This is a genomic window from Nocardia jejuensis NBRC 103114 (assembly GCF_001613145.1).
Taxonomy (GTDB): Bacteria; Actinomycetota; Actinomycetes; order Mycobacteriales; family Mycobacteriaceae; genus Nocardia; species Nocardia jejuensis.
The window spans coordinates 1-24,331 of the sequence record NZ_BDBU01000014.1 but is presented as its reverse complement, the minus strand read 5'-3'; the positions used below and the strand labels follow the sequence as shown (position 1 = coordinate 24,331).

At 68.6% G+C, this 24,331-nt stretch carries 21 protein-coding genes; 15 read left to right on the top strand and 6 right to left on the bottom strand.

The features are described from left to right. Positions 1-123: 123 nt before the first annotated feature. Positions 124-1,404, top strand: a complete 1,281-nt coding sequence (locus tag NJ1_RS11550; RefSeq protein WP_067691948.1) for a winged helix-turn-helix domain-containing protein — start codon at positions 124-126, stop codon at positions 1,402-1,404. 122 nt (positions 1,405-1,526) lie between these two features. Here NJ1_RS11550 and NJ1_RS11545 read toward each other — a convergent pair whose 3' ends face one another. Together NJ1_RS11545 and NJ1_RS11540 are read right to left on the bottom strand one after the other, a co-directional pair. Then, a complete protein-coding gene (locus NJ1_RS11545; protein WP_067691728.1) occupies positions 1,527-1,859 on the bottom strand; it encodes a hypothetical protein in 333 nt (110 codons plus the stop codon). Between the two features lie 134 nt (positions 1,860-1,993). Then, entirely contained in the window at positions 1,994-2,206 is a 213-nt protein-coding gene (locus NJ1_RS11540; protein ID WP_067691726.1) for a hypothetical protein, read from the bottom strand. 189 nt (positions 2,207-2,395) lie between these two features. Between NJ1_RS11540 and uvrC the strand changes: the two genes are divergently transcribed. The 11 genes from uvrC to NJ1_RS11485 all read left to right on the top strand — a co-directional run bounded on the left by uvrC (position 2,396) and on the right by NJ1_RS11485 (position 15,978). After that, positions 2,396-4,393: an excinuclease ABC subunit UvrC gene (uvrC, locus tag NJ1_RS11535; RefSeq protein WP_067691723.1), complete on the top strand. Its 1,998-nt coding sequence runs from the start codon at positions 2,396-2,398 to the stop codon at positions 4,391-4,393. A gap of 184 nt (positions 4,394-4,577) precedes the next feature. After that, on the top strand, positions 4,578-5,513 hold the full coding sequence (rapZ, locus tag NJ1_RS11530) for an RNase adapter RapZ (RefSeq protein WP_067691720.1): 936 nt from the start codon (positions 4,578-4,580) through the stop codon (positions 5,511-5,513). Continuing rightward, positions 5,510-6,556 (top strand): gluconeogenesis factor YvcK family protein, encoded by a 1,047-nt coding sequence (locus tag NJ1_RS11525; protein WP_067691718.1) that lies wholly within the window; start codon positions 5,510-5,512, stop codon positions 6,554-6,556. The genes rapZ and NJ1_RS11525 overlap by 4 nt, the downstream gene beginning before the upstream one ends. Beyond that, the gene (whiA, locus tag NJ1_RS11520) at positions 6,547-7,530 is read left to right on the top strand and encodes a DNA-binding protein WhiA (protein ID WP_067691715.1); all 984 of its coding nucleotides are present in this window, start codon (positions 6,547-6,549) and stop codon (positions 7,528-7,530) included. Before NJ1_RS11525 ends, whiA begins: the two co-directional genes overlap by 10 nt. A 309-nt stretch (positions 7,531-7,839) precedes the next feature. Then, positions 7,840-8,859 carry a type I glyceraldehyde-3-phosphate dehydrogenase gene (gap, locus tag NJ1_RS11515; RefSeq protein WP_067691707.1) on the top strand — a complete coding sequence of 340 codons (1,020 nt, stop codon included), beginning with the start codon at positions 7,840-7,842 and terminating at the stop codon, positions 8,857-8,859. A 5-nt stretch (positions 8,860-8,864) separates the two neighbouring features. Further along, positions 8,865-10,112, top strand: coding sequence for a phosphoglycerate kinase (locus NJ1_RS40425; RefSeq protein ID WP_067691705.1), 1,248 nt, complete (start codon positions 8,865-8,867; stop codon positions 10,110-10,112). Next, a complete protein-coding gene (gene tpiA, locus NJ1_RS40420; protein WP_067691703.1) occupies positions 10,113-10,898 on the top strand; it encodes a triose-phosphate isomerase in 786 nt (261 codons plus the stop codon). Positions 10,899-11,050: 152 nt separating this feature from the next. Beyond that, the gene (locus NJ1_RS11500) at positions 11,051-13,387 is read left to right on the top strand and encodes a glyoxal oxidase (protein WP_067691945.1); all 2,337 of its coding nucleotides are present in this window, start codon (positions 11,051-11,053) and stop codon (positions 13,385-13,387) included. A 352-nt stretch (positions 13,388-13,739) separates the two neighbouring features. Continuing rightward, positions 13,740-14,228 carry a hypothetical protein gene (locus NJ1_RS11495; RefSeq protein ID WP_067691701.1) on the top strand — a complete coding sequence of 163 codons (489 nt, stop codon included), beginning with the start codon at positions 13,740-13,742 and terminating at the stop codon, positions 14,226-14,228. A 5-nt stretch (positions 14,229-14,233) separates the two neighbouring features. After that, positions 14,234-15,355: a sensor histidine kinase gene (locus NJ1_RS11490; protein ID WP_067691699.1), complete on the top strand. Its 1,122-nt coding sequence runs from the start codon at positions 14,234-14,236 to the stop codon at positions 15,353-15,355. Next, positions 15,322-15,978 carry a response regulator transcription factor gene (locus NJ1_RS11485; protein WP_245717336.1) on the top strand — a complete coding sequence of 219 codons (657 nt, stop codon included), beginning with the start codon at positions 15,322-15,324 and terminating at the stop codon, positions 15,976-15,978. Before NJ1_RS11490 ends, NJ1_RS11485 begins: the two co-directional genes overlap by 34 nt. Before the next feature lie 288 nt (positions 15,979-16,266). Here the strand turns inward: NJ1_RS11485 and NJ1_RS11480 are convergent, their stop codons facing one another. Further along, positions 16,267-17,091, bottom strand: coding sequence for a TIGR02452 family protein (locus tag NJ1_RS11480; RefSeq protein ID WP_067691939.1), 825 nt, complete (start codon positions 17,089-17,091; stop codon positions 16,267-16,269). Between the two features lie 120 nt (positions 17,092-17,211). Here NJ1_RS11480 and NJ1_RS11475 point away from each other — a divergent pair, with 120 nt between their 5' ends. Together NJ1_RS11475 and NJ1_RS11470 are read left to right on the top strand one after the other, a co-directional pair. After that, the gene (locus NJ1_RS11475; RefSeq protein WP_067691696.1) at positions 17,212-17,571 is read left to right on the top strand and encodes an ACT domain-containing protein; all 360 of its coding nucleotides are present in this window, start codon (positions 17,212-17,214) and stop codon (positions 17,569-17,571) included. A gap of 236 nt (positions 17,572-17,807) precedes the next feature. Then, a complete protein-coding gene (locus tag NJ1_RS11470) occupies positions 17,808-18,182 on the top strand; it encodes a BlaI/MecI/CopY family transcriptional regulator (protein WP_067691688.1) in 375 nt (124 codons plus the stop codon). A gap of 311 nt (positions 18,183-18,493) precedes the next feature. Here NJ1_RS11470 and NJ1_RS11465 read toward each other — a convergent pair whose 3' ends face one another. Together NJ1_RS11465 and NJ1_RS11460 are read right to left on the bottom strand one after the other, a co-directional pair. Beyond that, on the bottom strand, positions 18,494-19,474 hold the full coding sequence (locus tag NJ1_RS11465; RefSeq protein WP_067691685.1) for a M56 family metallopeptidase: 981 nt from the start codon (positions 19,472-19,474) through the stop codon (positions 18,494-18,496). A gap of 245 nt (positions 19,475-19,719) precedes the next feature. Beyond that, positions 19,720-20,721: a helix-turn-helix transcriptional regulator gene (locus tag NJ1_RS11460; RefSeq protein ID WP_067691682.1), complete on the bottom strand. Its 1,002-nt coding sequence runs from the start codon at positions 20,719-20,721 to the stop codon at positions 19,720-19,722. Positions 20,722-20,782: 61 nt separating this feature from the next. On the opposite strand from NJ1_RS11460, the gene NJ1_RS11455 reads away from it, so the two are divergent. Beyond that, positions 20,783-23,044: an ATP-binding cassette domain-containing protein gene (locus NJ1_RS11455; protein ID WP_067691680.1), complete on the top strand. Its 2,262-nt coding sequence runs from the start codon at positions 20,783-20,785 to the stop codon at positions 23,042-23,044. A gap of 250 nt (positions 23,045-23,294) precedes the next feature. Here the strand turns inward: NJ1_RS11455 and NJ1_RS11450 are convergent. Then, the coding region (locus tag NJ1_RS11450) for an alpha-ketoacid dehydrogenase subunit beta (protein ID WP_281202109.1) at positions 23,295-24,331 on the bottom strand (1,037 nt) is incomplete at its 5' end.

The following is a 24,331-nucleotide window of genomic DNA, read 5'->3' as shown; positions in this document are numbered from 1 at the left end:
GGACGGATTGGGCCCGGACCGTTGGGTGCGCTGCGGGAACGACTGCCGGCCGCGGTGACCGGTGCGTGGTTGTCGGTGGGCCATGGCATGGTGTCGAGTGTGCCGATAACCCCAGCCGGGACCATGACACTCGCCGCGGCGCGTCGCACCGCGCTCGCCGCGCAGGGCTTCGCCGCCGCGCGTCCGAGTGGGCAGCCGAACCGTCGCACGATCCTGCGCGTGCTCGAGCGCACCCGGCTGCTGCAATTGGACTCGGTCTCGGCGGTGGTGCGCGCGCACTACGCTCCGATCTTCAGCCGCATCGGCGGATACGACCGGGACCTGCTGGACGAGGCGGCGTGGAGTGACACCACGCGCCGCCCGCGCGCACTGGTCGAATACTGGGCGCACGAGGCCGCGCTGCTACCGGTGCGGGACTGGCCGCTGATGCGCTGGCGCATGGTGCAGTACCGGCACGGACGCTGGAACGGCATGCGCCAGGTCGCCGAGCGCAATCCGGGCCTGGCCGAGGACATCCTGGGCGTGCTGGCGGAATTCGGACCGAGCACCGCGGGTGAGATCGAACGGCACCTGGAGCTGGATCGTCCACGCGCCAAGGACAATTGGGGCTGGAACTACAGCGACACCAAGGTCGTGTGCGAGGCGCTTTTCGCCTCCGGTGACTTGTCCGTGCCCACCCGCGCGGGCTTTCAGCGCCACTACGACGCCACCGACCGCGTCATCCCCGCCGAGGTGCTCGCCCGCAGGGTCGACGAGGCCGATGCCGTGCGCGAACTGGTCCGTCGCGCCGCCTCGGCCCACGGCATCGGCACCGAAACCGACCTGCGCGACTACTACCGCCTGACCCGCCGCCAGACCGAGCCCGCCATCGCGGATCTGCTGGATTCGGGTGAACTCGAGCAGGTCGGCGTCGAGGGGTGGGACAAACCCGCCTACCTGCACACCGAGGCCCGCACCCCGCGCAGCGTGACCGGCGCGGCCCTGCTGTGCCCGTTCGACCCGCTCATCTTCTTCCGCGCCCGCACCGAGCGCCTGTTCGACTTCCACTTCCGCATAGAGATCTACACCCCGGAACACAAACGGGTGCACGGCTATTACGTCTTTCCGTTCCTGCTCGACGGGGAACTCGTCGGCCGCGTGGATCTGCGCGCCGAACGCGCCACCGGCCGGCTCCTGGTCCCCGGAGCCTTCGCCGAGCCCGGCCACCGAACCTCCCGGGTGGCGACCGAACTCGCGCGTTCCCTGCGCGAGATGGCCGACTGGCTCGGGCTCGACACCATCGAGGTGGGGGAGCGGGGCGACCTGGCCACCGCGCTGGGCAAGGCCGTGAAGGCCACGCCGATCGGTCTCGACGCTCCCGCGAAGATCGCGGCCGCACGGGCCTCGGTGTCGGCCCTGAAGTAGAACCCGGTGAACCGCCGGGACGGCAGCAGGCCACCGCCCCGGCGTCGAGATGCAGCTATCCCGTTACGCGACAACTGATTTCGCGTGACCGGGGCGACGTGCCGGCGCCCCGGAACGGATTCCTAGAAGGGGCCGTCGGTCCAGGTGTTCAGGACGATGCCCTGCTTGCCCTCGCCGTTGCACTCGATGGTCATCGGGATCATCGGTCGCGGCGAATCACCCACGATGTAGGTCGGGCTCTGCGCGCCGTTGCCGACCTTGCGAGTTCCGAGACACTGCACGACGGCCGCGTACCAGGTGTCCTCGGGGCAGGTGAAGGTGGCGGTGTCGAGCGTGCGATCGATGCGGCACGGCCCTTCCGCGTGTGAGGCGGGTGCGGTCACCACGACCAGGGCGGCGGCTCCCATGCCCAGGGCGGAGCCGATCGCGGTCGACCGGCGGTGCGGACGGTTCATTCTCAATGCTCCCCTTGTTGCGTGGACAGATCGTCCGATGACAGTTCGGCCCCCATAGTGGCCTCGAACGACGCTCGGACGCGGGAACGCGCGCGGTTACGGCGTTGCGCGCCGCCGCGGTGACCCGGGCCGCGCTAGGCGGCCAGGACCAGGCCCGATCCGGTGGGCCGGGACTCGTGGCAGACGGCCTGCACGGAGGTGGTCCGGAAGTGGTCGCGGTACACGAGGATCGACCCGTCCTCGGCGTCGGCGGCGACCGGCAGGGTCACGGCCACGAGCGCGGCGGCGGCCAGCATCAGGGCGGAGCCGATGGCGAGCGAGCGGCGGCTGCGGCGGAGGCGGATCATGGTGCTCCCATTCTTGTCGCTGATCTTGCGGAGTCTTCGTCGCCGAGACGGTCGCGGATGCGAAGCCCGGCGTGGCGAAACCCTTCGCGGGTGTCGTGTCGTTTTCGCCGCATCCGTCCCGGGTGCGGTGGACAGGCGTTGGTGAGCCGGGCCGGAGGGCTTGTCGGGGCGGGTCGTTAACCTGGGGGCGTGGCAGATCCCGCGACCTACCGGCCCGCGCCGGGCACCATTCCCGTCGAACCCGGCGTGTACAAGTTCCGGGATGTGCACAAGCGCGTCATCTACGTGGGTAAGGCGAAAAGCCTGCGGAGCCGGTTGAACTCGTACTTCGCGGACGTGTCCTCGCTGCACCCGCGCACCCGCCAGATGGTGACCACCGCGGCGAGCGTCGAGTGGACCGTGGTGTCCACCGAGGTCGAGGCGCTGCAGCTGGAATACAACTGGATCAAGGAATTCGATCCCCGCTTCAACGTCCGGTATCGCGACGACAAGTCCTATCCGGTGCTGGCGGTGAGCCTGGACGAGGAGTACCCGCGCGTCTTCGTCTACCGGGGTGCGCGCAAGAAGGGTGTGCGCTACTTCGGCCCGTACGCGCACGCCTGGGCCATCCGCGAGACCCTGGATCTGCTGCTGCGCGTGTTCCCGGTGCGCACCTGTTCGAACGGAGTCTTCAAGCGGCACAGTCAGATCGGGCGTCCGTGCCTGCTCGGCTACATCGACAAATGCTCCGCCCCCTGCATCGGCCGGGTCACCGCGTCCGAGCACCGCAAGATCGTCGACGATTTCTGCGACTTCCTCGCCGGCAAGACCGACCGCCTGGTCAAACAGATCGAGCGCCGCATGATGGACGCCGCCGACGAACTCGATTTCGAACTGGCCGCCCGCCTGCGCGACGACGTCCAGGCCCTCAAGCGCGCCCTGGAGAAACAGGCGGTGGTGCTGGGCACGGGCACCGACGCCGACGTCATCGACTTCGCCCTGGACGAGCTCGAAGCCGCCGTGCAGATCTTCCATGTGCGCGACGGCCGGGTGCGCGGCCAGCGCGGCTGGGTGGTCGACAAATCCGGTGACGCCATCGATGCGGTGGAATCCGGGAGCGAACTGGCCGCCCTGGTCGAACAGTTCCTGACCCAGTTCTACGGCGAGCAGACCTCCCTGGCCGTGCAGACCGGTGGCGAGCAGTCCGCCGCGGTGGTCCCGCGCGAGGTCCTGGTCCCGGCGCTGCCCAATGACGCCGAACAGGTGCAGCAGTGGCTGTCCAACCTGCGCGGGTCGGCGGTGCAGCTGCGGGTCCCCCAGCGCGGGGACAAGAAAGCCCTGGCGGAAACCGTGCAGCGCAATGCCAAGGAGGCGCTGCAGCAGCACAAGCTCAAGCGTGCCGGTGACCTGACCGCCCGCTCGGCCGCACTGCAGGGCATCCAGGACGCCCTCGATCTGGACAGCGCGCCGCTGCGCATCGAGTGCGTGGACATCTCGCACGTGCAGGGCACCGACGTGGTCGCCTCGCTGGTGGTGTTCGAGGACGGCCTGGCCCGCAAATCCGAGTATCGCCACTACGCGATCAAGGAGGCCGCGGGCGACGGCCGCTCCGACGACGTCGCCAGCATCCGGGAGGTCACCCGCCGCCGCTTCGCCAAACTGCGCCGCGATCTGGACGCCGCCGAGGCCGCCGAACTCGAATCCGATTCGGACACAAGCGAACCCGGACTGCCCGGTATCGACCCCACCACCGGGAGGCCGCGCCGGTTCTCCTATCCGCCCAACCTCTACGTGGTCGATGGCGGCGCGCCGCAGGTGAACGCCGCCGCCGAGGTGCTCGACGAACTCGGCATCACCGATGTGGCGGTCATCGGCCTGGCCAAGCGCCTGGAGGAGGTCTGGGTGCCCAACGAGCCGGACCCGGTGATCATGCCGCGCACCAGCGAGTCGCTCTACCTGCTGCAGCGCGTGCGCGACGAGGCGCACCGCTTCGCCATCACCTTCCACCGTTCCAAGCGTTCGCGCCGGATGACCGCGTCGGCGCTGGATGCGGTGCCCGGTCTGGGGGCGGCGCGCAAGACCGCGCTGGTCACGCATTTCGGGTCGGTGGCCAAGCTCAAGGAGGCGTCGGTGGAACAGATCATCGAGGTTCCCGGGATCGGGGTGGCCACGGCGAACGCCGTGCTCGAGGCGTTGCGCACCGAATAGGGGCATTGCGGGCCCGGTGTCACGCCGGGCCAGCGACACGCCGAGCGGGTATAGTGCGACACGCCGTGTGTGCAGGTCGGGAGCAAAAATCACATCTGTGTCTCGCTACCCGCGTGCGCCTGCCGGGTATTGCGGCATCGGTGCAGGATGATCGAGGGACACTCAGACACGAACCCGGTAGGACATGACGCGCGTCGAATCCAGCCCAGCAGCGGCTGAAAACAGAAGTGGCACAACGCCGGTGGAAGTCGTGATCGTCACCGGGCTATCGGGTGCCGGTCGCAGCACCGCGGCCCGGGTACTCGAGGATCTCGGGTACTACGTCGCGGACAATCTGCCGCCCGAACTGATCGGCCGCATGGTCGAGCTGGGTCAGGGCACCGAGCCGCCCACTCGCAAGTTCGCCATGGTGATGGACGTCCGCAGCCGGTTCTTCACCGGAAACCTGTCGGCGGTCACCGAGCACTTGCGCTCGGCCGGTCTGCGAACCCGGATCCTGTTCCTGGAGGCCTCCGATGACGTGCTGATCCGAAGATACGGATTCGCACGCCGTCGCCATCCTCTGCAGAGCGAGAGCGCCGACGGCACCCTCACCGCGGGCATCGCCGCCGAGCGCGCGCGACTGTCCACGGTGAAGACCGCGGCCGATCTCGTCATCGACACCACGGCTCTGTCCATTCATCAGCTCCACCGCAAGCTCGAGGAGGCCTACGGGGGCGACGCCCCGTCCGCGCTACAGCTCACAATCCAATCGTTCGGTTTCAAGTACGGAGTACCACTGGACGCCGATATGGTGTTGGATTTGCGTTTCCTGCCCAATCCGCATTGGGTGCCAGAGCTTCGCGAACAGACCGGACAGGATGCCGCGGTCAGTGAGTACGTGCTGTCGCGTCCGGGTGCACAGGACTATCTGAGCACCTGCCGCCACCTCGTAGATCTCACCACCGAGGGCTACCGCCAAGAGGGGAAGCGATACATGACCGTGGCAGTGGGCTGCACCGGCGGTAAACACCGCAGTGTGGCGGTAGCGGAGGAACTGGGCGATCTGCTCGGCGCCGGCGCGAAGAACGGATCGGGCGACGTCATCCGCGTCGTCCATCGAGATCTGGGGCGGGAATGAGTGCGCGCGAGAGCAATCCGGCGATCGTCGCTCTGGGCGGTGGACACGGGCTGTACGCCACTCTGACCGCTATCCGACGGCTCACCCGCAAGATCACCGCCGTGGTGACCGTCGCGGACGACGGCGGATCCTCCGGTCGGCTACGCGCCGAACTCGGCATGCTGCCGCCGGGTGATCTGCGCATGGCGCTGGCCGCGCTGGCCGAGGAGACCGACGGTGTCTGGGCGCGCACGCTGCAGCACCGGTTCGGTGGCTCCGGAGCGCTGGCCGGTCATTCGGTCGGCAATCTGATCCTGGCCGGGCTCACCGAGGAACTCGGCGATCCGGTGGCCGCGCTCGACGAGGCCGCCAAGGTCCTGCGGATCACCGGCCGGGTCCTGCCGATGTCGCCGATCGCGCTCACCATCGAGGCCGATGTGGCCGGGCTGGAGGGCGATCCGCGCGTGAGTCGTTGCATCCGTGGGCAAGTCGCGGTCGCGACCACCCCGGGCAAGGTCCGCCGGGTGCGCCTGATCCCCTCGGATCCGCCCGCGTGCCCGGAGTCGACCTCGGCCATCGAGCACGCCGATGTGGTGGTGCTCGGCCCCGGCAGCTGGTTCACGAGCGTCATCCCGCATGTATTGGTGCCCGATTTGCACGAAGCTCTGCTGCATACCCGAGCGCGGAAAGTGCTGGTGCTCAATCTCGCCGCGGAACCGGGCGAAACGGCCGGATTCTCCGCTGAGCGGCATCTGCATGTATTGTCCCAGCACGCACCGGATTTCACGGTGGACCACGTTCTGGTCGATTCCGGTTCCGTACCCGAGGGTAGGGAACGCGAACATGTAGCAAGAGCTGCCGAACAACTGCGAGCGCGAGTAACCTTCGCTGATGTCGCCGAGGCGGGGACGGATCGGCACCACCCCGGAAAGCTTGCCGCCGCACTGGATCAGGTGATCCGGCAACCTCGGCCGGAATCAGCAGGGCTTCGAGTCGAAGGACGGCATATGGGTCAACAGGTGCGGTCCGGGTTGGGTGGAAAGGAGCGCGTCTCGTGGCGATGACAGCGGAAGTGAAGGACGAGCTGAGCCGGCTCACCGTGTCTCAGGTGAGCTCGCGCAAGGCGGAACTGTCCGCGCTACTGCGGTTCGCCGGCGGCTTGCACATCGTGGGCGGTCGGGTAATCGTCGAGGCCGAGGTGGACATGGGTTCCATCGCGCGCCGACTGCGCCGAGAGATTTTCGAGCTGTACGGATATGGCTCGGATGTGCACGTTCTCGGCGCGGGCGGGCTCCGCAAAACCTCCCGGTACGTCGTACGGGTTTCCAAGGAAGGCGAGGCGCTCGCGCGCCAGACCGGTTTGCTCGACGTGCGCGGTCGTCCGGTGCGGGGTCTGCCCGCACAGGTCGTCGGCGGCAGTATCGGTGATGCCGAAGCAGCTTGGCGTGGAGCGTTTCTCGCGCACGGCTCGCTCACCGAACCTGGCCGCTCCTCCGCGCTCGAAGTGAGCTGCCCCGGTCCGGAAGCGGCTCTCGCACTGGTGGGTGCGGCTCGGCGCATGGGTATCTCGGCCAAGGCTCGTGAGGTGCGCGGCACCGATCGAGTGGTGGTGCGCGACGGCGAGGCGATCGGCGCCCTGCTCACCCGGATGGGTGCGCAGGACACCAGGCTGACGTGGGAGGAGCGGCGCATGCGCCGCGAGGTCCGCGCGACGGCCAACCGGCTCGCGAACTTCGACGACGCGAACCTGCGTCGCTCGGCCCGGGCTGCCGTCGCGGCGGCGGCCAGGGTGGAACGCGCGCTGGAGATCCTCGCCGACGATGTACCCGATCATTTGGCAGCCGCAGGCAAACTGCGTGTCCTGCATCGTCAGGCGTCGTTGGAGGAACTCGGCCAGCTGGCCGACCCGCCGATGACCAAAGACGCTGTGGCAGGGCGCATTCGGCGACTGCTCTCGATGGCGGACCGGCGCGCCAAGGAATTGGGCGTTCCGGACACCGAATCCGCCGTCACGGCAGAGTTGCTGGAAGAAGCCTGATCGGTCTGTTCCGAGCATTCGGAGCAGATAGCCGGAAATGAACCGAACACCAGTGAACCCCCGCGCATCGGATGCCGGGGGTTCGCTGCTGTTCATAGCCCGCACGAGGTTTCGGCCGCACCACTGGTGCCGACGCCAGCGCTGAGGGATGATTCGACGGGCCGAATCGAAACCGACTGTTCTTCTCCGAGACCCTTTCGTGACACACCCCACTCATCAGTGACAGGGGCGTGTCGGCGATGTTTCCGCGCGACGCTAGGGTGATAGGCGCAACGGAAACGATCCGCTTGAAAGCTGAGGAGCGATAACGTGACTGTCCGGGTAGGCATCAACGGCTTCGGTCGTATCGGACGTAACTTCTTCAGGGCGGTCGAGGCGCAGAAGGCGCTCGGCCAGACTGATATCGAAATCGTCGCGGTGAACGACCTCACTGATAACGCGACGCTGGCGACCCTGCTCAAGTACGACTCGATCCTCGGCCGCCTGCCGCAGGACGTTTCGCTCGACGGCGACGACACCATCGTGGTCGGCGACCAGCGCCTCACCGCGCTGGCCATCAAGGAGGGCCCCTCGGCTCTGCCTTGGGGCGACCTGGGCGTCGACGTGGTCGTCGAGTCGACCGGCATCTTCACCGATGCGACCAAGGCGAAGGGCCACCTCGCGGCCGGCGCCAAGAAGGTCATCATCTCCGCGCCCGCCAAGGGCGAGGACATCACCATCGTGATGGGCGTCAACGATGACAAGTACGACGGTTCGCAGAACATCATCTCGAACGCCTCGTGCACCACGAACTGCCTCGGCCCGCTGGCCAAGGTGCTGAACGACAACTTCGGCATCGAGCGTGGTCTGATGACCACCATCCACGCGTACACCCAGGACCAGAACCTGCAGGACGCGCCGCACTCGGACCTGCGTCGTGCGCGTGCCGCGGCCCTGAACATCGTTCCGACCGGCACCGGTGCGGCCAAGGCCATCGGCCTGGTGCTGCCCGAACTGCTGGGCAAGCTGGACGGCTACGCGCTGCGCGTGCCGGTCCCGACGGGCTCGGTCACCGATCTGACTGTGACGCTGGCCAAGTCGGCCTCGATCGAGGCGATCAACGCCGCGTACCAGGCTGCTGCCGAGGGTGCCCTGAAGGGTTACCTGAAGTACAACGTGGACCCGATCGTGTCGAGCGATATCGTCACCGACCCGCACTCCTGCATCTACGACGCGCCGCTGACCAAGGTCATCGACGATCAGGTGAAGGTTGTCGGCTGGTACGACAACGAGTGGGGCTACTCCAACCGCCTGGCCGATCTCATCGGTCTCGTCGGCAAGTCCCTGTAAGCGCGATGGCAATCAAGACACTCCAGGATCTGCTGAGCGAGGGTGTCGAGGGTCGGGGCGTGCTCGTGCGCTCCGACCTGAATGTTCCCCTCGACAAATCCGGCGCCATCACCGATCCGGGCCGCATCATCGCGTCCGCGCCGACCATCAAGGCGCTGGCCGCGGCCGGCGCGAAGGTGATCGTCACCGCGCACCTGGGCCGCCCCAAGGGCGAGCCGGACCCGGCGCTGTCCCTCGCACCGGTCGCCGCGCGACTGGAGCAGGAGCTGGGCCGCAATGTCCAGCTCGCCGGTGACGTGGTGGGTCAGGACGCGCTCGCGCGCTCCGAGGGCCTCACCGACGGCGATGTGCTGCTGCTCGAGAACATCCGCTTCGATCCCCGCGAGACCAGCAAGGACGACGCGCAGCGGGCCAAGCTGGCCAACGCGCTGGTCGAGCTGGTGGGCGACGACGGCGCGTTCGTCTCGGACGGCTTCGGCGTCGTGCATCGCAAGCAGGCGTCGGTCTACGACGTGGCCAAGGTGCTTCCGCACTACGCGGGCACCCTGGTCGCGGCCGAGACCGAGGTACTGAAGAAGCTCACCGAGGACACCGCGCGTCCGTACGCGGTCGTGCTGGGCGGCTCCAAGGTCTCGGACAAGCTGGCGGTCATCGAGGCGCTCGCGCCGAAGGTCGACACGCTGGTCATCGGCGGCGGCATGTGCTTCACCTTCCTTGCGGCGCAAGGGCTTCCGGTCGGGGGCTCGCTGCTGCAGGAAGAGATGATCGACACCTGCAAGAAGCTGCTGGACAAGTACGCCGATGTCATCCACCTGCCTCGCGACATCGTCGTGGCCGACAAGTTCGCGGCCGACGCCGAGTCGAAGGTGGTGGACGCCAACGAGATCCCGGACGGCTGGATGGGCCTGGACATCGGCCCCGAGTCGACCGACCGCTTCGCGGCGCTGCTGACCGAGGCCGAGACGGTGTTCTGGAACGGCCCGATGGGCGTGTTCGAGTTCGAGAAGTTCGCGGCGGGTACCCGCGGTGTCGCCGAGGCGATCGCCGTTGCCACCGGCAAGGGCGCGTTCACGGTCGTCGGCGGCGGCGACTCCGCCGCGGCGGTGCGTGCGCTCGGTCTGCCCGACGACGGCTTCTCGCACATCTCCACCGGTGGCGGTGCGTCGCTGGAATACCTGGAGGGCAAGGAACTTCCGGGCCTCGCCGTGCTGGACGACTCCGCGTCGGACGACTCCGCGTCGGAGGGCAGCTGAATGGCACGTAAGCCTTTGATCGCCGGCAACTGGAAGATGAACCTCAATCACCTCGAGGCCATCTCCCTGGTGCAGAAGATCGCTTTCGCACTGCCCGAGAAGTACTTCGCCAAGGTCGATGTCACGGTGATCCCGCCGTTCGTCGATCTGCGCAGCGTGCAGACGCTCGTCGAGGGTGACCGGCTCCTGATCACCTATGGTGCGCAGGATGTCTCCACCCACGCCGAAGGCGCCTATACCGGTGAGATCAGCGGTTCCATGCTGGCCAAGCTCGGGTGCACGTTCGTGGTCGTCGGTCACTCCGAGCGTCGTCAGTACCATCTCGAGGACGACGCGACCGTGCTGGCCAAGGCCAAGCGGGCGCTGGAGTACGGCATCACCCCGATCGTGTGCATCGGTGAGGGCCTGGGCATCCGCGAGGCCAAGACGCACGTCGAGTTCAACCTCGAGCAGCTGCGTGGCTCGCTCAAGGGCCTCACCGCCGAGGAGATCTCCAAGGTAGTCATCGCGTACGAGCCCGTCTGGGCCATCGGCACCGGACGCGTCGCGTCCGCGGCCGATGCCCAGGAGGTCTGCGGCGCGATCCGCAAGGAGCTCGCGGAGCTGGCGAACCCCGAGGTCGCGGCGGGCGTGCGCGTGCTGTACGGCGGCTCGGTGAACGCCAAGAACGTCGGCGAGCTGATCGGCCAGACCGATATCGACGGTGCGCTGGTCGGTGGCGCGTCGCTCAAGGGCGACGAGTTCGCCACCCTGTCCGCGATCGCCGCGGGCGGTCCACTGCCGTAAGGCGTTTCGGGTGCCCCGAGGGGCATCTCGTGCTCGGGAGGGCCCGGACATCCACGGATGTCCGGGCCCTCCCGTCGTATCCGGCCACTCAGTCACCACGACAATTCGGACATCGGTGGCCGGATATCCGACCGGGCAGCATGATGGCCTGTGTGGCAGGGCAATTCGTTCCGATCCCCGGCTGGTTCTCTCAGGACAACCAGGATTGCGGAGTCGCGGTCGTCGATCCGACCGGTGAGGGTACCCGTGACGTCGTGATGCTCATGGTGGACGACCCGCCGGGGCAGAACACCGGAAACTACCGGGTCGGCACCGGTCTGGCCACCGACGGGACCGTACAGGCCTGGGGCCCTTGGCTTTCCGTCCCGGACTGGTGGGGCTGGGAGAACCAGGGCGCGGGAATCGCGGTCGGTGATCTGAGCGGCAACGGCGTGCCGGACCTGGTGGTGTTCCTGGTGGACAATCCGCCCGGCCAGAACCAGGGCTACTTCCGCGTCGGCCGCGATATGGCGGCTGACGGCACCGTGACCGGCGGATGGACTGCGTGGCAACAGATTCCGGACTGGTACGGCTGGGAGAACCAGGGCGCGGACATCTGCCTGACCCGGATCGACGGCGATCCGGTGCTCGTGGTGATGACCGTCGACAACCCGCCGGGACAGAACACCGGCCGATTCCGCCTCGCCAAGGGGCTCACCGGCGACGGCGTCGTCGCGGAATGGACTCCGTGGCTGGCGATTCCGGAGTGGTGGGGCTGGGAGGCCCAGGGCGCCGGAGTGACGGTCGCAGACCTGGACGGTGACGGCCGGCCCGAGCTGATCGTGTTCGCCGTCGATCATCCCGACAACGGCAACGCCGGCGTCTACACCATCGGATGGGGACTGGACGGCACCGGTCACTGCGTCGACGGCTGGAGCCGATGGTCGCACGTGCCGGACTGGGGGTTCGACCGGAACGACGGCGCCGCGGTCGCCGTGCTGCCGGGTGCGGGATCGCTGCCCGAGCTCGTCGTGTGCACCGTCGACAAGCGGCAGGGCGGCAACGCGGGCTACGTCCGGGTGCTCGACCTCGACACCGATCTGGCCGATGCCGCGTCCGAAGGACTCTGGCGCATCCTGGATTTCGGCACCGAGATCAACCCGGTGCACGCCGCCCTGCTGCGCACCGGCGATGTGCTGTTCTTCGCCGGATCCGGCAACGACCCGGACCGGCACGACGCGCACGAATACCGCACGCGGGTCTGGCATTACCCCGGTCCCGGCTTGGACGCACCGGCGACCCCGATCGATCTGTTCTGTTCCGGTCAGGCGTTTCTGCCCGACGGCCGGTTGATCGCGGTGGGTGGCACCGAGCGCTTCGATCCGTTCTACGGCCTGCGTGACGCGCTGATCTTCGATCCCGACGCGCTGGAGTGGACCACGTTGCCGGACATGGCATTCGGGCGCTGGTACCCGACGCTGTCGGCACTGCCGACCGGCGAGGTGGTGGCGGTATCGGGTCTCGGTGCGGACGGTTTCCTGGCGACCACGCCCGAGGTCCTGGACCCCGCGGAGCACACCTGGTCCGAGCTGCCGGTGCCCGGCCCGATTCCCATGTACGGCCACCTCTTCCTGCTCGCCGACGGCCGATTGTTCTATGCCGGTGGTCAATACGGTGGCAACAACGGCATGCGCCCGTGCCTGTGGGACCCGGCGACCGGCGCCACCACCGAGGTGGCCGGCCTGCAGGATCCGGGTTCGCGCAACCAATCCACCAGTGTGCTACTTCCGCCCGCCCAAGCTCAGCAGGTCATGATCATCGGTGGCGGCGGGTACGACATGCATTCGCCCGCACCGGCTCTGGCGGACACCAGGGTCGTGGATCTGACGGCGGCCACCCCCGCCTACGAGCCGGGCCCGCCGCTCATGCACGCGCGCATGCACCTGAGCGCCGTCATCCTTCCCGACCGCACCGTGCTGGTGGCGGGCGGATCCGGCATGGAGGAGATGGGGGAGGCCGCTCCCGCGCACGCCGAGATCCTCGATCCCGCCATGGGCATGTGGATGCCCACCGCGCCCCAGCGCATCCCTCGCCTCTACCACTCGGTGGCGCTGCTCACCCCCGACGGCAAGGTGATCACCGCGGGCTCCAACCCCGCCCGCAAGACCGAAGAGCTCCGCATCGAACTCTATTCGCCCCCATACCTTTTCCGAGGTCCTCGCCCACCGCTGCACCTGACCGCGACCACGGCCACCTACGGCGCCACCGTCGCCGCGACCACCACCGCCATCCTGCGTGAAGCGAGCCTGCTGCACCCGACGTCCTGCACCCACTCCTGCGACAACAACCAGCGCCTGATCGACCTCGACTTCGCGGTCACCGCCCCCGGCAGGATCACCCTGACCATGCCGGACAACCCCGCTCTGGCACCGCCGGGCTGGTACCTCGTGGTGGTGGTGGACACCGACGGCGTCCCGTCCATCGGCAAGTGGATCCAGTTGCACGCGTGAACGGTGTTCGGCCACCGACAGCCGTGCGGCCGCCGAGCACTCGGCAGGCGCCGCACCGTCGGTCTCCACCCGCCTGACCGCAGGTTGTCGCAGACTCGGCGACTACTCCGCATCCGGCCCCGATCGGTCGGTGTCGGCCCGGGACCCGCCTTTCGAAAACCTGCGGCGGGGCAGGGCTCTCCGCACGCGTGCGTCACCGGCTGTGGCCGATCCGGCGGCAGGGTATTCGTGGGACAGCGGTCGGGGACGGACGTGCATCCGTCGTGCGGTGCGGTGGAGCGGGGGAGCGAATCCACCCCAGGTCCACCCCTGGGTGGTGGGTGGAAGGCGCTCGCGAATCCATCGTGAAGGTATGGATATGCGGAATGCGGTGGTCGAAGGCGTCGTCATCGTCGCGGTGGTCGGCTGGATCATGTACCGGCAGACGCGGTGGCAGGAATTGGATTCCTCCCGGATGTGGCGGGGACCGATCGTGCTGGCCGTGATCGGCGTGTTCGAGGCGAAATCCGCGGTTTCCGAGGACGGGATCGGCGCGGTGGCGCTCGGCCTGCTGCTGGTGTCGGCGGTCGTGAGCCTCGGTGTCGGGGTGGTGATGGGGCAGCTCTCACAGGTGCGCCTCGCCGACGGCGGCTGGCAGGCGCGGACCGGCTGGACCGGATCGCTGCTGTGGATCGTGCTGCTGGCGGTGCGGGTCGGCGTCGATGTGGTGGCGCGTGTGTCCGGGGCCGAGGTGGTCACCTCGCTGGGGGTGATCCTGGTGCTGGTGGCACTGAACCGGGCGGGCCGCACCCTCGTGCTGGCCCGGCGCGCCGAGCGGGCCCGGCTGGTTCGGGCACACTGAGACCGATGGTTCCCGCACTCGCCCCGACGCGCCTGACCAGGCTCTTGCGCCTGGTCGGGCTGGTCTCGGTGGTGGTGACCTCGATCCACGCCGGTATGCCGGGTCAGCCGTGGGCGGTGGTCCTGGCCGCGGTGTCCTGGATCGGCTGGGCGGGTTGGACGATATCGCCCGCCGGGCCGAGTCGCATCGAGCGAATCAGCTTGTGCGCCATGGCTGTCGGAGGCGGTGCGACCTGTGTTCAGGTGGCCGGTTCGGCGATCACCGCGTTCGCCACGGTGTTCGTCGCCTTCGCCCTGTCGAGCGAATCGCTTCGGGCCGGGATCTCGGTGGCCGCGCTGACCTTGACATGCATGTTCGGCTCGTCGGTGGCTGCCGGAATGCGCGCGCAGGCGATCCTCGGGCTGCTCGCGGGCGCGGTGGTGGTGGGACTGATGGGGTGGAGCCGACGACAGAACCGGGTGACCGCCGAGCAGAATCGGCTGCTGGTCGAACAGAGCCGGGTGATTCGGGCCGAACGCGACCGGGCCGCGGCGCTGGCCGAACGCGGCCGGATCGCCCGCGATATGCACGATGTGCTCGCGCACACCCTGGGTGGGCTGGTGCTGCAGCTCGACGCCGCCGATGCCCTGTTCGAGGCGGGGGAGACCGAGCGCGCCGCAGACCGGGTGAAAGCCTCACACGCCTTGGCGGTGTCCGGTCTGGCCGAGGCGCGCGGGGTGGTGGACGCCCTGCGCGCGGACGGCTTCGACCTGACCACCGAACTGCGGCGGCTCGCGGACGAACACCGTGACGCGGGTGAACGAGTGGACCTGGACACCGACGGTGACCTCGAGCTCACCGACGAACAAGTGGCGGTGGCCATCGCTCGCGCGGCGCGGGAGGCGCTGACCAATGCCCGCAAACACGCTCCCGGACAACCGGTTACGCTCGCGCTGCGGTCGGATGCGGACGTGATTCGGATGCGGGTGTCCAATCCGCTGTCGGCCCGGCGTGGTTCGCTCGCGGAGTCCGGATCGGGCGCCGGCCTGCTGGGGATGCGTGAGCGCATGGCCGCCGTGGGCGGATCGGTGGACGCACGGAAGGAGCAGGGCCGGTGGACGGTGCGAATTCGAGTGCCGCGCAGGTGATCACGGTGGTGGTTGCCGACGATCAGACCACCGTGCGCGAGGGTCTCACCACGGTGCTGTCCCTGCTGCCGGACGTGGACGTGGTGGGGGAGGCTCGCGACGGAGCCGAGGCGGTCGAGCTGGTGCGCGCCCTCTCGCCCCGCGTGGTGCTGATGGATCTGCGCATGCCCGGTATCGACGGGGTCGCCGCCACCGCCGCGATCACCGCGTCCCATCCCGATACCGCGGTGCTGGTGCTGACCACGTACGCGGACGACGCCTCGATCGCGGGCGCGCTGCGGGCCGGCGCACGCGGCTATCTGACCAAGGATGCCGGTCGCGCCGACATCGCCTCGGCCATCCGATCGGTCGCCAGTGGCCACACCACCCTGGCGGCGGATGTGGGTCGCCGCGTGGTCTCGGCGCTGACCGGGCCCGCACAGCCGGATGCCGACCTCACCGACCGTGAACTCGACGTGCTGCGCCTGATGGCCCAGGGCCGCAACAACTCCGAGATCGCCGGGGAACTGTTCATCGGAGTGAGCACTGTCAAGACGCATATCAATTCGCTGTTCGCGAAGCTCGGAGTCCGCGACAGGGGACAGGCCATCGCCTACGCCCACCGCACCGGTTTGGCGGGGTAGCGCACGGCGCGGGAACGAGTCCTCGTCTTACCGGCTGCCCGGCAGGATCGCAATGTGCCTCGCCACGGACCAATAATCAAGATTTGTAGATGTAGCGATCTATGCATGAAAACCGGGACAGGTTTCCCGCCGGGACATCCGCCCGCTGCGCGGGCGCTCAGCCTGGACGAACAGGGCGCGCACCGAGACCGTTCGAGATATGCGGCCGGAGCGCTACCCGCTGATCCAGGGCGAGTCGGAGGATGTCCGGGGTGAACCCGGACGATTCCGGGATGCGACGGCGCGGGATCAGGGTGAGACCGCCGCGCCGAATCGGGCCTCGAACGCCGAACGATTGGCCGAGACCGGGGAGCGGTCCCAGACCGCGAACACGATGTGGTCGAACGCCGCCCCGTGGGTTCGCAGTGCGAGCTCGAACGCCTCGGCGACCTGGTTCGGATCATTGCGGAAGACGCCGCATCCCCACGCGCCCAGCACCAGGTCGCGCACCCCGTGGGCGGCCGCGACGGCCAGCACGCGGTCCGCGCGCTCGATGAGCACCTCGCGCACGTCGATCGGCCGGCCCGCGTGTTGCGCGAGCTGTCCGGCATTGGGTGCGGGCGAGGTCAGGAACGATACCGGGATCGGCTGTGCGACAAGCTCACCGCGCCCGTCCCGGATGACCGGCACACCGGGGGAGTAGATGATGTGGTGGCTGTAGTTCAGATCCGAGGAGGCGCGATGGTTCGCGTAGTAGTCGGGCGCGCGCAGCAGCGTGCGGTGCAGCAGCGCGCTGCGGCACAGGTCCTCCTCCTGCGCGCGAGCGCCGCGCAGATAGCCGCCGCCCGGATTGCGCGCGGAGGCGAAGTTCAGGATCGCGACGTGCGTGCCACCGCGGTCGTATAGCCGCTGGGCGGCGTCGACGCTTCCCTCCGCGGTCACCTCCGGGGTCCCCGCGAAAGGTCCTCGCGGGCCGCCGGATACGTCGTGTCCGGGTGCGTAGGACACCGTCCCGGCGCACGCGGCGGCGAGTGTGCCGCTGATGTCGACGGCCGTGCCGTCGGTGGTTCGGTAGCCGCCGGTCTCGGCGATCCGCTCGTTGTCGGTGGCGATTTGTCTTGGGTCGGTACTCATTCCGGTGACGATACGGGTGCCGGCGGTACCGGTCATCTTATTTTAGTCAAAAGTACTAATTCATGGATTCGAGGTGGGCCGTGTCGATCCGGCGACACCGGCGCCACATACGATGACGCCATGAGCGGCAGCCAGCGTTTGCGGATCGTCCCGTCGCAGTTCTCCGTCGATCACATGCCGAATTCGACGTTCCCCGACGACGATGAGTGGATCGCGCTCGTGCGTGCCCCGGAGGGGCTCACCGTGATTCGGGAGGCGCCGGGCTGGGCCGAGGGCGAGATCTGGAAGGGTTTCTACAGCGACGGCCCGCACGGGATGAGCAAGACCGGCATGCTGGCCGCCCTGATCGGCCCGCTGGCCGAGGCGAGGATCCCGGTATTCGTCGCGTCGACCTATCACGCGGATCTGGTGCTCGTGCCCGACAACCGTCTCGGTGAGGCATCGGCGACCCTGCGCGAGGCCGGGCATCGAATCGCCTGAGCGGGGCCGCACGCGCGGGTGCGCCACGCGGGTCCCGTGCCCGGTTGCGCGGACCGCCCCCCGGGTGCACCATATTACGGTCTACGTACGTAGACCGTAATAATGCGAGCGCCTCCGTGTCGCCGACCGGTATTTCCATGCCGGATCCTCGGCGTCACCTACCATCGGTGCGACGCACCGGGATGTAGGCCGAGACGCGGTGTCGAACGGCTTGGCCGTGAGGTGAGGAGTCAGAAGTGGGCGCGCGAGGCTTCGGAGAGTTGGAAGCGGTCGTCATCGAACGCGTCTGGGATCGTGGCGAGAAGACCACAGTCCGGGAGGTGTTCGACGAACTGGCCGCCGAACGGGAAATCGCCTATACGACGGTCATGTCGACCATGGACAACCTGCACCGCAAGGGCTGGCTCGAGCGCGAGCGGATCGGCAAGGCCTACCGGTACTGGCCGTCGCTGAGTCGCGAGGAGTACAGCGCCCAGCTCATGCGCGAGGCGCTGGGCAGCGGTGGCAGGTCCGAACTCGTGCTCGCGCATTTCGTCGAGCAGATGAGCGCCGAGGAATCCGAGGGACTGCGCGCCGCCCTGCGCAAGCTCTCGCGCGCCAAGCGGACCTGATGCGGGCCCGGCCCGGCCGGGTTCGTGAACGATGAAACCTCTACCCATGCCCCGTGTTTCCTTTGTTCACTTCGTGTTCGCGACGTATGCGTGGACGCGCTCACACAGGTACAACTAAGTACGTACGCAGATAGTAGATTGTTTCCGGGCGATGTCAATGATGTCGCCGTGAGGTGGGCCGGACGCCGAAAACACGCTCGGGTCAATCGGATTCGGGATCACGTCCGTGCCCGGCGATGACCTCGGTGCGGGCGGACCGTTCGGGACCGGTGTCCGCCGGGAGCACGGCTGCCGTCCTCCCGGCGGAGCGATCAGAGGTGTCCTCCACCCGGAATCGGTGCGCAGACCGCGATTCCGATCGCGGCGGTGAGCACCGCGGCGAGCGGCACCAGCGTGGCCATCGCGGTCATGGCGACGAAGGCGAGCCGGGTCTTGGCCCGCAGCGCCGCCGGAGCCGTCGGGCCTTCGAGCCGGCGCACCCGGCTCTCGATGCCCACTTCGGCCGCACCCAGCGATCCGGTGGGACCGGTGGCGATGCCCGCGAGCGTGCGCAGCGCGCCGAGCACGACGGGGCGGCCGTGGATGCGGGCCGCCGCGTCGTCCGCGATCATCTCCAGCAATCGGGCGACCTCGCGGGCGCCGATGGTGAACAGGCTGATCCGCGGCATGACCGCGGCGAAACTCCGGGTCAGCGCGAGCAGCAGATGATGGCGTCCGGCCAGGTGCGCGCGCTCGTGGGCGAGCACCGCGTCGAGCTGATCCTCGTCCAGCACCGCCAGCACACCGCGACTGACCACGACCGTATGTGGTTTGCCCGCAACGCAATAGGCGGCCGGTTCGTCCACCTCCAGCACGACGGCATCGAGGTCGGGATGGTGCCGTCCCGCCATCCGTGCCAGCCGGCCGTGTTCGAGAGTGTTGCGCCGGGCACGGAACAGGGTGGTGCCGAGGCGAGTGGCGCAGATGGTCGCCGCGAGTCCGGCGAATCCGCCCAGCAGCAACAGTCCGGTCTGCACGGGCAGGCCGTAGCGGCCGATGAGCGCGTCGTGCAGGTGCAGCAGGCAGCTGTCGACGAAATGGCGCGGGGTGATGGAGAACGGGTGGGTGACGATATCGATGATCAGCACGGCCAGTGCGATGGCCCATGCCAGCACGGTCGAGGCGATCGCGCCCAGCCAAGCGGCCAGGGCGACATGGGGCACCGCGCCCGCATGGTTCACACTTCGCAACAACTTGGGCGCCAGGACCGCGACGGCGAATCCGTAGAGCGCCAGGCAGGCGGCGACACTCATCGCATCACCTGCCGCGGGGTGATCGCCTCGGCGGCGATCGAATTCGGGCGTTCCGGTATGCCGCTGTACCCGCGGCGATATTCGGATCGCGTGCCGGGGGACCACTCACCCGGCATGACTGTCAGTTCTGATCGGTTACTACATCGGCCCTGTTCGTCCCTCCACGAACATGCCGGTGCATCCGGTCGCATCGATGCTCCTCCAGTTGATCCGCACGAGTGTACGGAGGAAACCTGAGGGCATCCTTACTCCGCAGGTGACGCCCCGGACTCCGCAGCTGACTTTTCAGTGGCCCGCCGCAACCTGTCCGCTAGTTCCCGGCCGCGCTCCCGGAACAGCTCGGGCTCCTCGATGGCGAAGTCCGCACCGAGCAGTGCGACGCTCAGCATGAGCCATTCGAAGGAATCGACCCAGGTGGTGACCCGGCAGCGGTCCGCGCCGAGGGGCTCGATATCGCAGTCCTGAGACTTGAGCGCGTCACCCACCCGCTCGGCCGAGGCGTCGACCCGCACGACCGCGCGGTGCCGGGGCGCGGTGAGCTCGGCACGCAAATACTCAGCGGCGGAGTCCGCGGGCAGCGGACGCGGGGTGAAGTGCGCGGCGGTGGCGGTGAGCTCGCGCACCCGATCGAGCCGGAAGGTGCGCCACTCGTCCCGCTCGACATCCCATGCGAGCAGGTACCAGCGCAGTCGCAGATGCACTTGTCGATACGGTTCGACCCGGCGTCGCGAACCGCGCCCGTCGCGGCCGGTGTACTCGAAGGTCACCAGTTCGTGCCTGGCGGCCGCCATGCTCAGCGCCGACAGCAGATCCGGATCCACCGCCGGTGCGCGCTGCGGTGCGGCCTCGAGGGTGCCGCGCAGCGCGATCACGCTGGGCCGCAGGCGTTTCGGGAGAAACTGGTCGATCTTGCCGAAGGCCCGATCGGCGGCGGCCCCGATGCCGGCGTGCTCGTGTGCCGCGCGCGGCTCGGTCGCGCCCAGCAGTGCCAGCCCCACCAGCGTGGCGACCGCCTCCTCGTCGTCGAGTACCAGCGGTGGCAGGGTGGCACCGGCCGCGAGTCGATAGAAGCCGCTGGGCCCCGGCGCGGTGGTGACCGGATAGCCGTAGGTGCGTAGTCGCTCCACATCGCGGCGCAGCGTGCGCGGACTGACCTGGAGTCGTCCCGCGAGCTCGCGGCCCGCGAAGCGCCGGCCGGTCTGCAGCTGCGCGAGCAGTTCGAGCATGCGCTGGGTGACGTCGGGCATGTCTCCATGATGCCGTCGATTGCGGTCAGGATCCGGCCGCATCTGCTCGTACGTTCGAGTCATGACCGAGATTCGCGACCGCTCCGCACCCGTGCCGCATCGTGCCATCCGCATCCGGGCCGCGCGGACCAACAATCTGCGCGGGATCGATCTCGACGTGCCCCGCAACAGTGTGGTCGTCTTCGCCGGCGTATCGGGCTCGGGCAAATCCTCGCTGGTGTTCGACACCATCGCCGCCGAGGCCGGGTATCAGGTGAACGAGACCTATCCGCCCTTCGTGCGCAATCGGCTGCCGCGCCGGCGGCGTCCGGAGGTGGACGCCATCGACGGGCTCTCGCCGGTGGTGGTGATCGATCAGAAGCGCCTCGGCGGCAATGCCCGATCCACGCTCGGCACCAGCACCGACGTGTACAGCTATCTGCGCCTGCTGTTTTCGCGGGTCGGGACCCCCTATGTCGGTGAGTCCAACCGCTTCTCGTTCAACGATCCGGCCGGAATGTGCCCGGCCTGTTCGGGTCTCGGGGAAATCGTGGTCACCGACCCGGACCGGGTGCTCGCCCTGGACCGATCGCTGCGCGACGGCGCGATCCTGTTGCCCGGCTTCGGGAACGGGCAGTACTGGTATCGGCAGTACGCGGATATCGGGTCGTTCGATGTCACGACGCCGCTGCGGGAGTGGACCGCCGATCAGCGCGAGGCGCTGCTGTACGGGGGAGCGGCCGCCGCCCGACTGGCGAGCAGCCCGCCCCGGGACTACGAGGGCGTGATCGATCGCTTCGAACGCATCCACCTGCACACCGGCGACAACCAGTCCGACCGGAAAGAAGCTGTGCTGCACCGCTTCACGCACACCCGGCGCTGCGCCGACTGTGGTGGTGACCGGTTGAACGAGGCCGCGCGCTCGGCCCGGGTGGCCGGGCACACCATCGTCGAGATGTCCCGCATGGAGATCGACGACCTGCTGAAGGTCCTTGCCGCGGTGCGTGATCCACGGGTCGCGCCCGTGCTGGACGCGCTGGCCGAACGGCTCACCGCACTGGCCGATATCGGTCTGGGCTACCTGTCGCTCGCCCGGCCCACCGCCACGCTCTCGGGCGGCGAGTCGCAGCGCGTCAAGGCTGTCCGGCACCTGGGCAACAGCCTCGTCGAGATGCTGTACGTGTTCGACGAGCCCACTGTCGGACTGCACCCACATGACGTGCACGCCATGACCGCACTGCTGAAACGGCTGCGGGACAAGGGCAATACGGTCCTGGTGGTGGAACACGACCCGGCCGTCATGCGGATCGCGGATCAGATCGTGGAGATCGGCCCCGGCGCCGGATCCGACGGCGGCGCCGTGGTGTTCCAGGGGTCCTTCACCCGGCTGCGCCGCGCCGATACTCCCACCGGGCGTGCCCTGCGGCGCGCTCGCACCGAGCACACGCCGCGTACGCGCACCGGCACGATCGGCGTGCGGAACGCGACCCGCAACAACCTCGCCGGAATCGACCTCGAGGTGCCGACCGGTGTGCTGACGGTCCTGACCGGTGTCGCAGGGTCCGGAAAGTCCAGTCTGGTGGCCGAATTGGTGGCGCGGCATCCGGCCACCGTGGTCGATCAGCGCCCGGTCGCCGCTCATCGGCGCTCGACGCCGATCACCTACACCGGTATCGCACCGGCGATTCGCGCGCTTTTCGCGCGGCGCAACGGGGTGAGTGCCGCGCTGTTCAGCGCCAATTCCGAAGGCGGTTGCCCGGCCTGCGCGGGTCTGGGTGTCATCCGCACGGATCTGGCGTTCATGGACGATCAGGAGCTGGTGTGCGAGACCTGCGGCGGTCGGCGCTTCACCGACGCGGTGCTGACCTACACGGTCGATGGGCTGTCCATCGCCGATATCGACGAGCTCACCGTGGACGAGGCGGTCGAACGGCTGCCCAGTCCGGGTATCACGCGGGCCTTGCGTGACCTCGCCCGCGTGGGTCTGGGCTATCTGCGGCTCGGGCAGTCGCTCGCCACGCTGTCGGGCGGTGAATGCCAGCGGTTGAAGATCGCCAGGGAACTCGGCAAGCGCGAGGGGCACACCCTGTACGTCCTGGACGAGCCGACCACCGGACTGCACCTGTCCGATGTCGACACTTTGCTCGATGTGCTCGGAACCCTTGTCGGACAGGGGGATACCGTGGTGGTCGTCGAGCACGACCTCACGGTGATCCGCGGTGCGGACTGGGTGGTGGATCTGGGGCCGGGGCCCGGACGGCACGGCGGCCGGATCCTGTTCGAAGGCGTTCCGGGCGATCTGCCCGGGTGCCGGGAGTCGGCCACCGGCCGCGCCCTGCGCTGAGGGCCGCAACGGGGATGCGATGTTTCGTCGCCGGGACCGACGGCGCCGACCGGCGCGCGGGTATCGGAGCGCGGTTTGCGTGCGGTGCACCCCCTCCGGTATTACTATCTACGTACGTAGAACGTAGATGAACTTGTGCCGTGCACGAACCCGGCACAGGGGCACCGACCGGACCGGTGCCGATGACGGGTGGAATGGGCTGATCCCCCCACCGGCCCATTCCCCTCGTCGTCCGTGCGCCGCGGTCGGCTCAGGCCGTGCCGCCGTCGGCCCGGTCCAGATCGAGCAGCCTGCGCGCCGCGGCCTCGATCCGGGCCTCGTCCAGCAGCACCGTGGCCGCCGCGGGGCCGAGTGGAATGAAACTGTCCTCGCTGGTCACCCGGGCGACGCGGCCCTCGAACCCGGCATCGAGCAGCGCCGCGCACACCGCCTCGGACACCCCGCCGCTGCGGCGGGTCTCATCGGCGATCAGCACCCGGCCGGTGGCCCGGGCGTTGTCCAGTAGATCCTCGATCGGCAGCGGTGCGAGCCAGCGCAGATCCAGCACCCGCGCGTGCACGCCGTGCGCGGCCAGCCGCCGCGCCACCCGCAGGCTCATCGGCACCCCGTTGGCGAAACTCACGATCGTCAGATGTGTGCCGGCACCGTGCACCCGGGCCTGTGCGATCTCCGCGTGGCGCACCGCCGAGACCGGCGCCAGCCAGCCGCCGTCACCGGGCCGGTGCAGATCCCGGGTGTGATAGAGCGCGATCGGCTCGAGGAAGACGCACACCCGACCGTCCATCCGCGCCGCCGACACGCACGTGCGCAGCATGGCCGCCGCGTCGTCGGCCCGGGACGGAGCCGCGATCACCACGCCGGGGATATCGCGCAGTGCCGCAATGGAATTGTCGTTGTGGAAATGCCCGCCGAACCCCTTCTGGTACGCGAACCCCGCGATCCGCACCACCAGCGGATTGCGATAGCGCCCGTCGGAGAAGAACGAGAGCGTGGCCGCCTCCCCGCGCAGTTGATCCTCGGCATTGTGCACGTACGCCAGATACTGGATCTCCGGAATCGGCACGAACCCGGCCAGTGCCGCACCCAGGGCGGTGCCGAGCACGCTCTGCTCGTCCAGCAGCGTGTCGAACACCCGGCGGACCCCGAACTCGCTCTGCAATCCCTTGGTGACGCCGTACACGCCGCCCTTGCGCCCGACATCCTCGCCGAACACCAGCACATCCCGATCGCGGGAAAGCAGATGCGCGAGAGTGTGATTCACCGCCTGTGCCAGGGTCACCGGCTCAC

What these genes read in the sequence shown, in the direction of transcription:
- NJ1_RS11550 (WP_067691948.1), top strand. Translation starts at nt 124, where the DNA reads ATGACACTCGCCGCGGCGCGTCGCACCGCGCTCGCCGCGCAGGGCTTC.
- NJ1_RS11545 (WP_067691728.1), bottom strand. Translation starts at nt 1,859, where the DNA reads ATGAACCGTCCGCACCGCCGGTCGACCGCGATCGGCTCCGCCCTGGGC.
- NJ1_RS11540 (WP_067691726.1), bottom strand. Translation starts at nt 2,206, where the DNA reads ATGATCCGCCTCCGCCGCAGCCGCCGCTCGCTCGCCATCGGCTCCGCC.
- rapZ (WP_067691720.1), top strand. Translation starts at nt 4,578, where the DNA reads ATGACGCGCGTCGAATCCAGCCCAGCAGCGGCTGAAAACAGAAGTGGC.
- NJ1_RS11525 (WP_067691718.1), top strand. Translation starts at nt 5,510, where the DNA reads ATGAGTGCGCGCGAGAGCAATCCGGCGATCGTCGCTCTGGGCGGTGGA.
- NJ1_RS40425 (WP_067691705.1), top strand. Translation starts at nt 8,865, where the DNA reads ATGGCAATCAAGACACTCCAGGATCTGCTGAGCGAGGGTGTCGAGGGT.
- tpiA (WP_067691703.1), top strand. Translation starts at nt 10,113, where the DNA reads ATGGCACGTAAGCCTTTGATCGCCGGCAACTGGAAGATGAACCTCAAT.
- NJ1_RS11495 (WP_067691701.1), top strand. Translation starts at nt 13,740, where the DNA reads ATGGATATGCGGAATGCGGTGGTCGAAGGCGTCGTCATCGTCGCGGTG.
- NJ1_RS11490 (WP_067691699.1), top strand. Translation starts at nt 14,234, where the DNA reads ATGGTTCCCGCACTCGCCCCGACGCGCCTGACCAGGCTCTTGCGCCTG.
- NJ1_RS11480 (WP_067691939.1), bottom strand. Translation starts at nt 17,091, where the DNA reads ATGAGTACCGACCCAAGACAAATCGCCACCGACAACGAGCGGATCGCC.
- NJ1_RS11475 (WP_067691696.1), top strand. Translation starts at nt 17,212, where the DNA reads ATGAGCGGCAGCCAGCGTTTGCGGATCGTCCCGTCGCAGTTCTCCGTC.
- NJ1_RS11465 (WP_067691685.1), bottom strand. Translation starts at nt 19,474, where the DNA reads ATGAGTGTCGCCGCCTGCCTGGCGCTCTACGGATTCGCCGTCGCGGTC.
- NJ1_RS11460 (WP_067691682.1), bottom strand. Translation starts at nt 20,721, where the DNA reads ATGCCCGACGTCACCCAGCGCATGCTCGAACTGCTCGCGCAGCTGCAG.
- NJ1_RS11455 (WP_067691680.1), top strand. Translation starts at nt 20,783, where the DNA reads ATGACCGAGATTCGCGACCGCTCCGCACCCGTGCCGCATCGTGCCATC.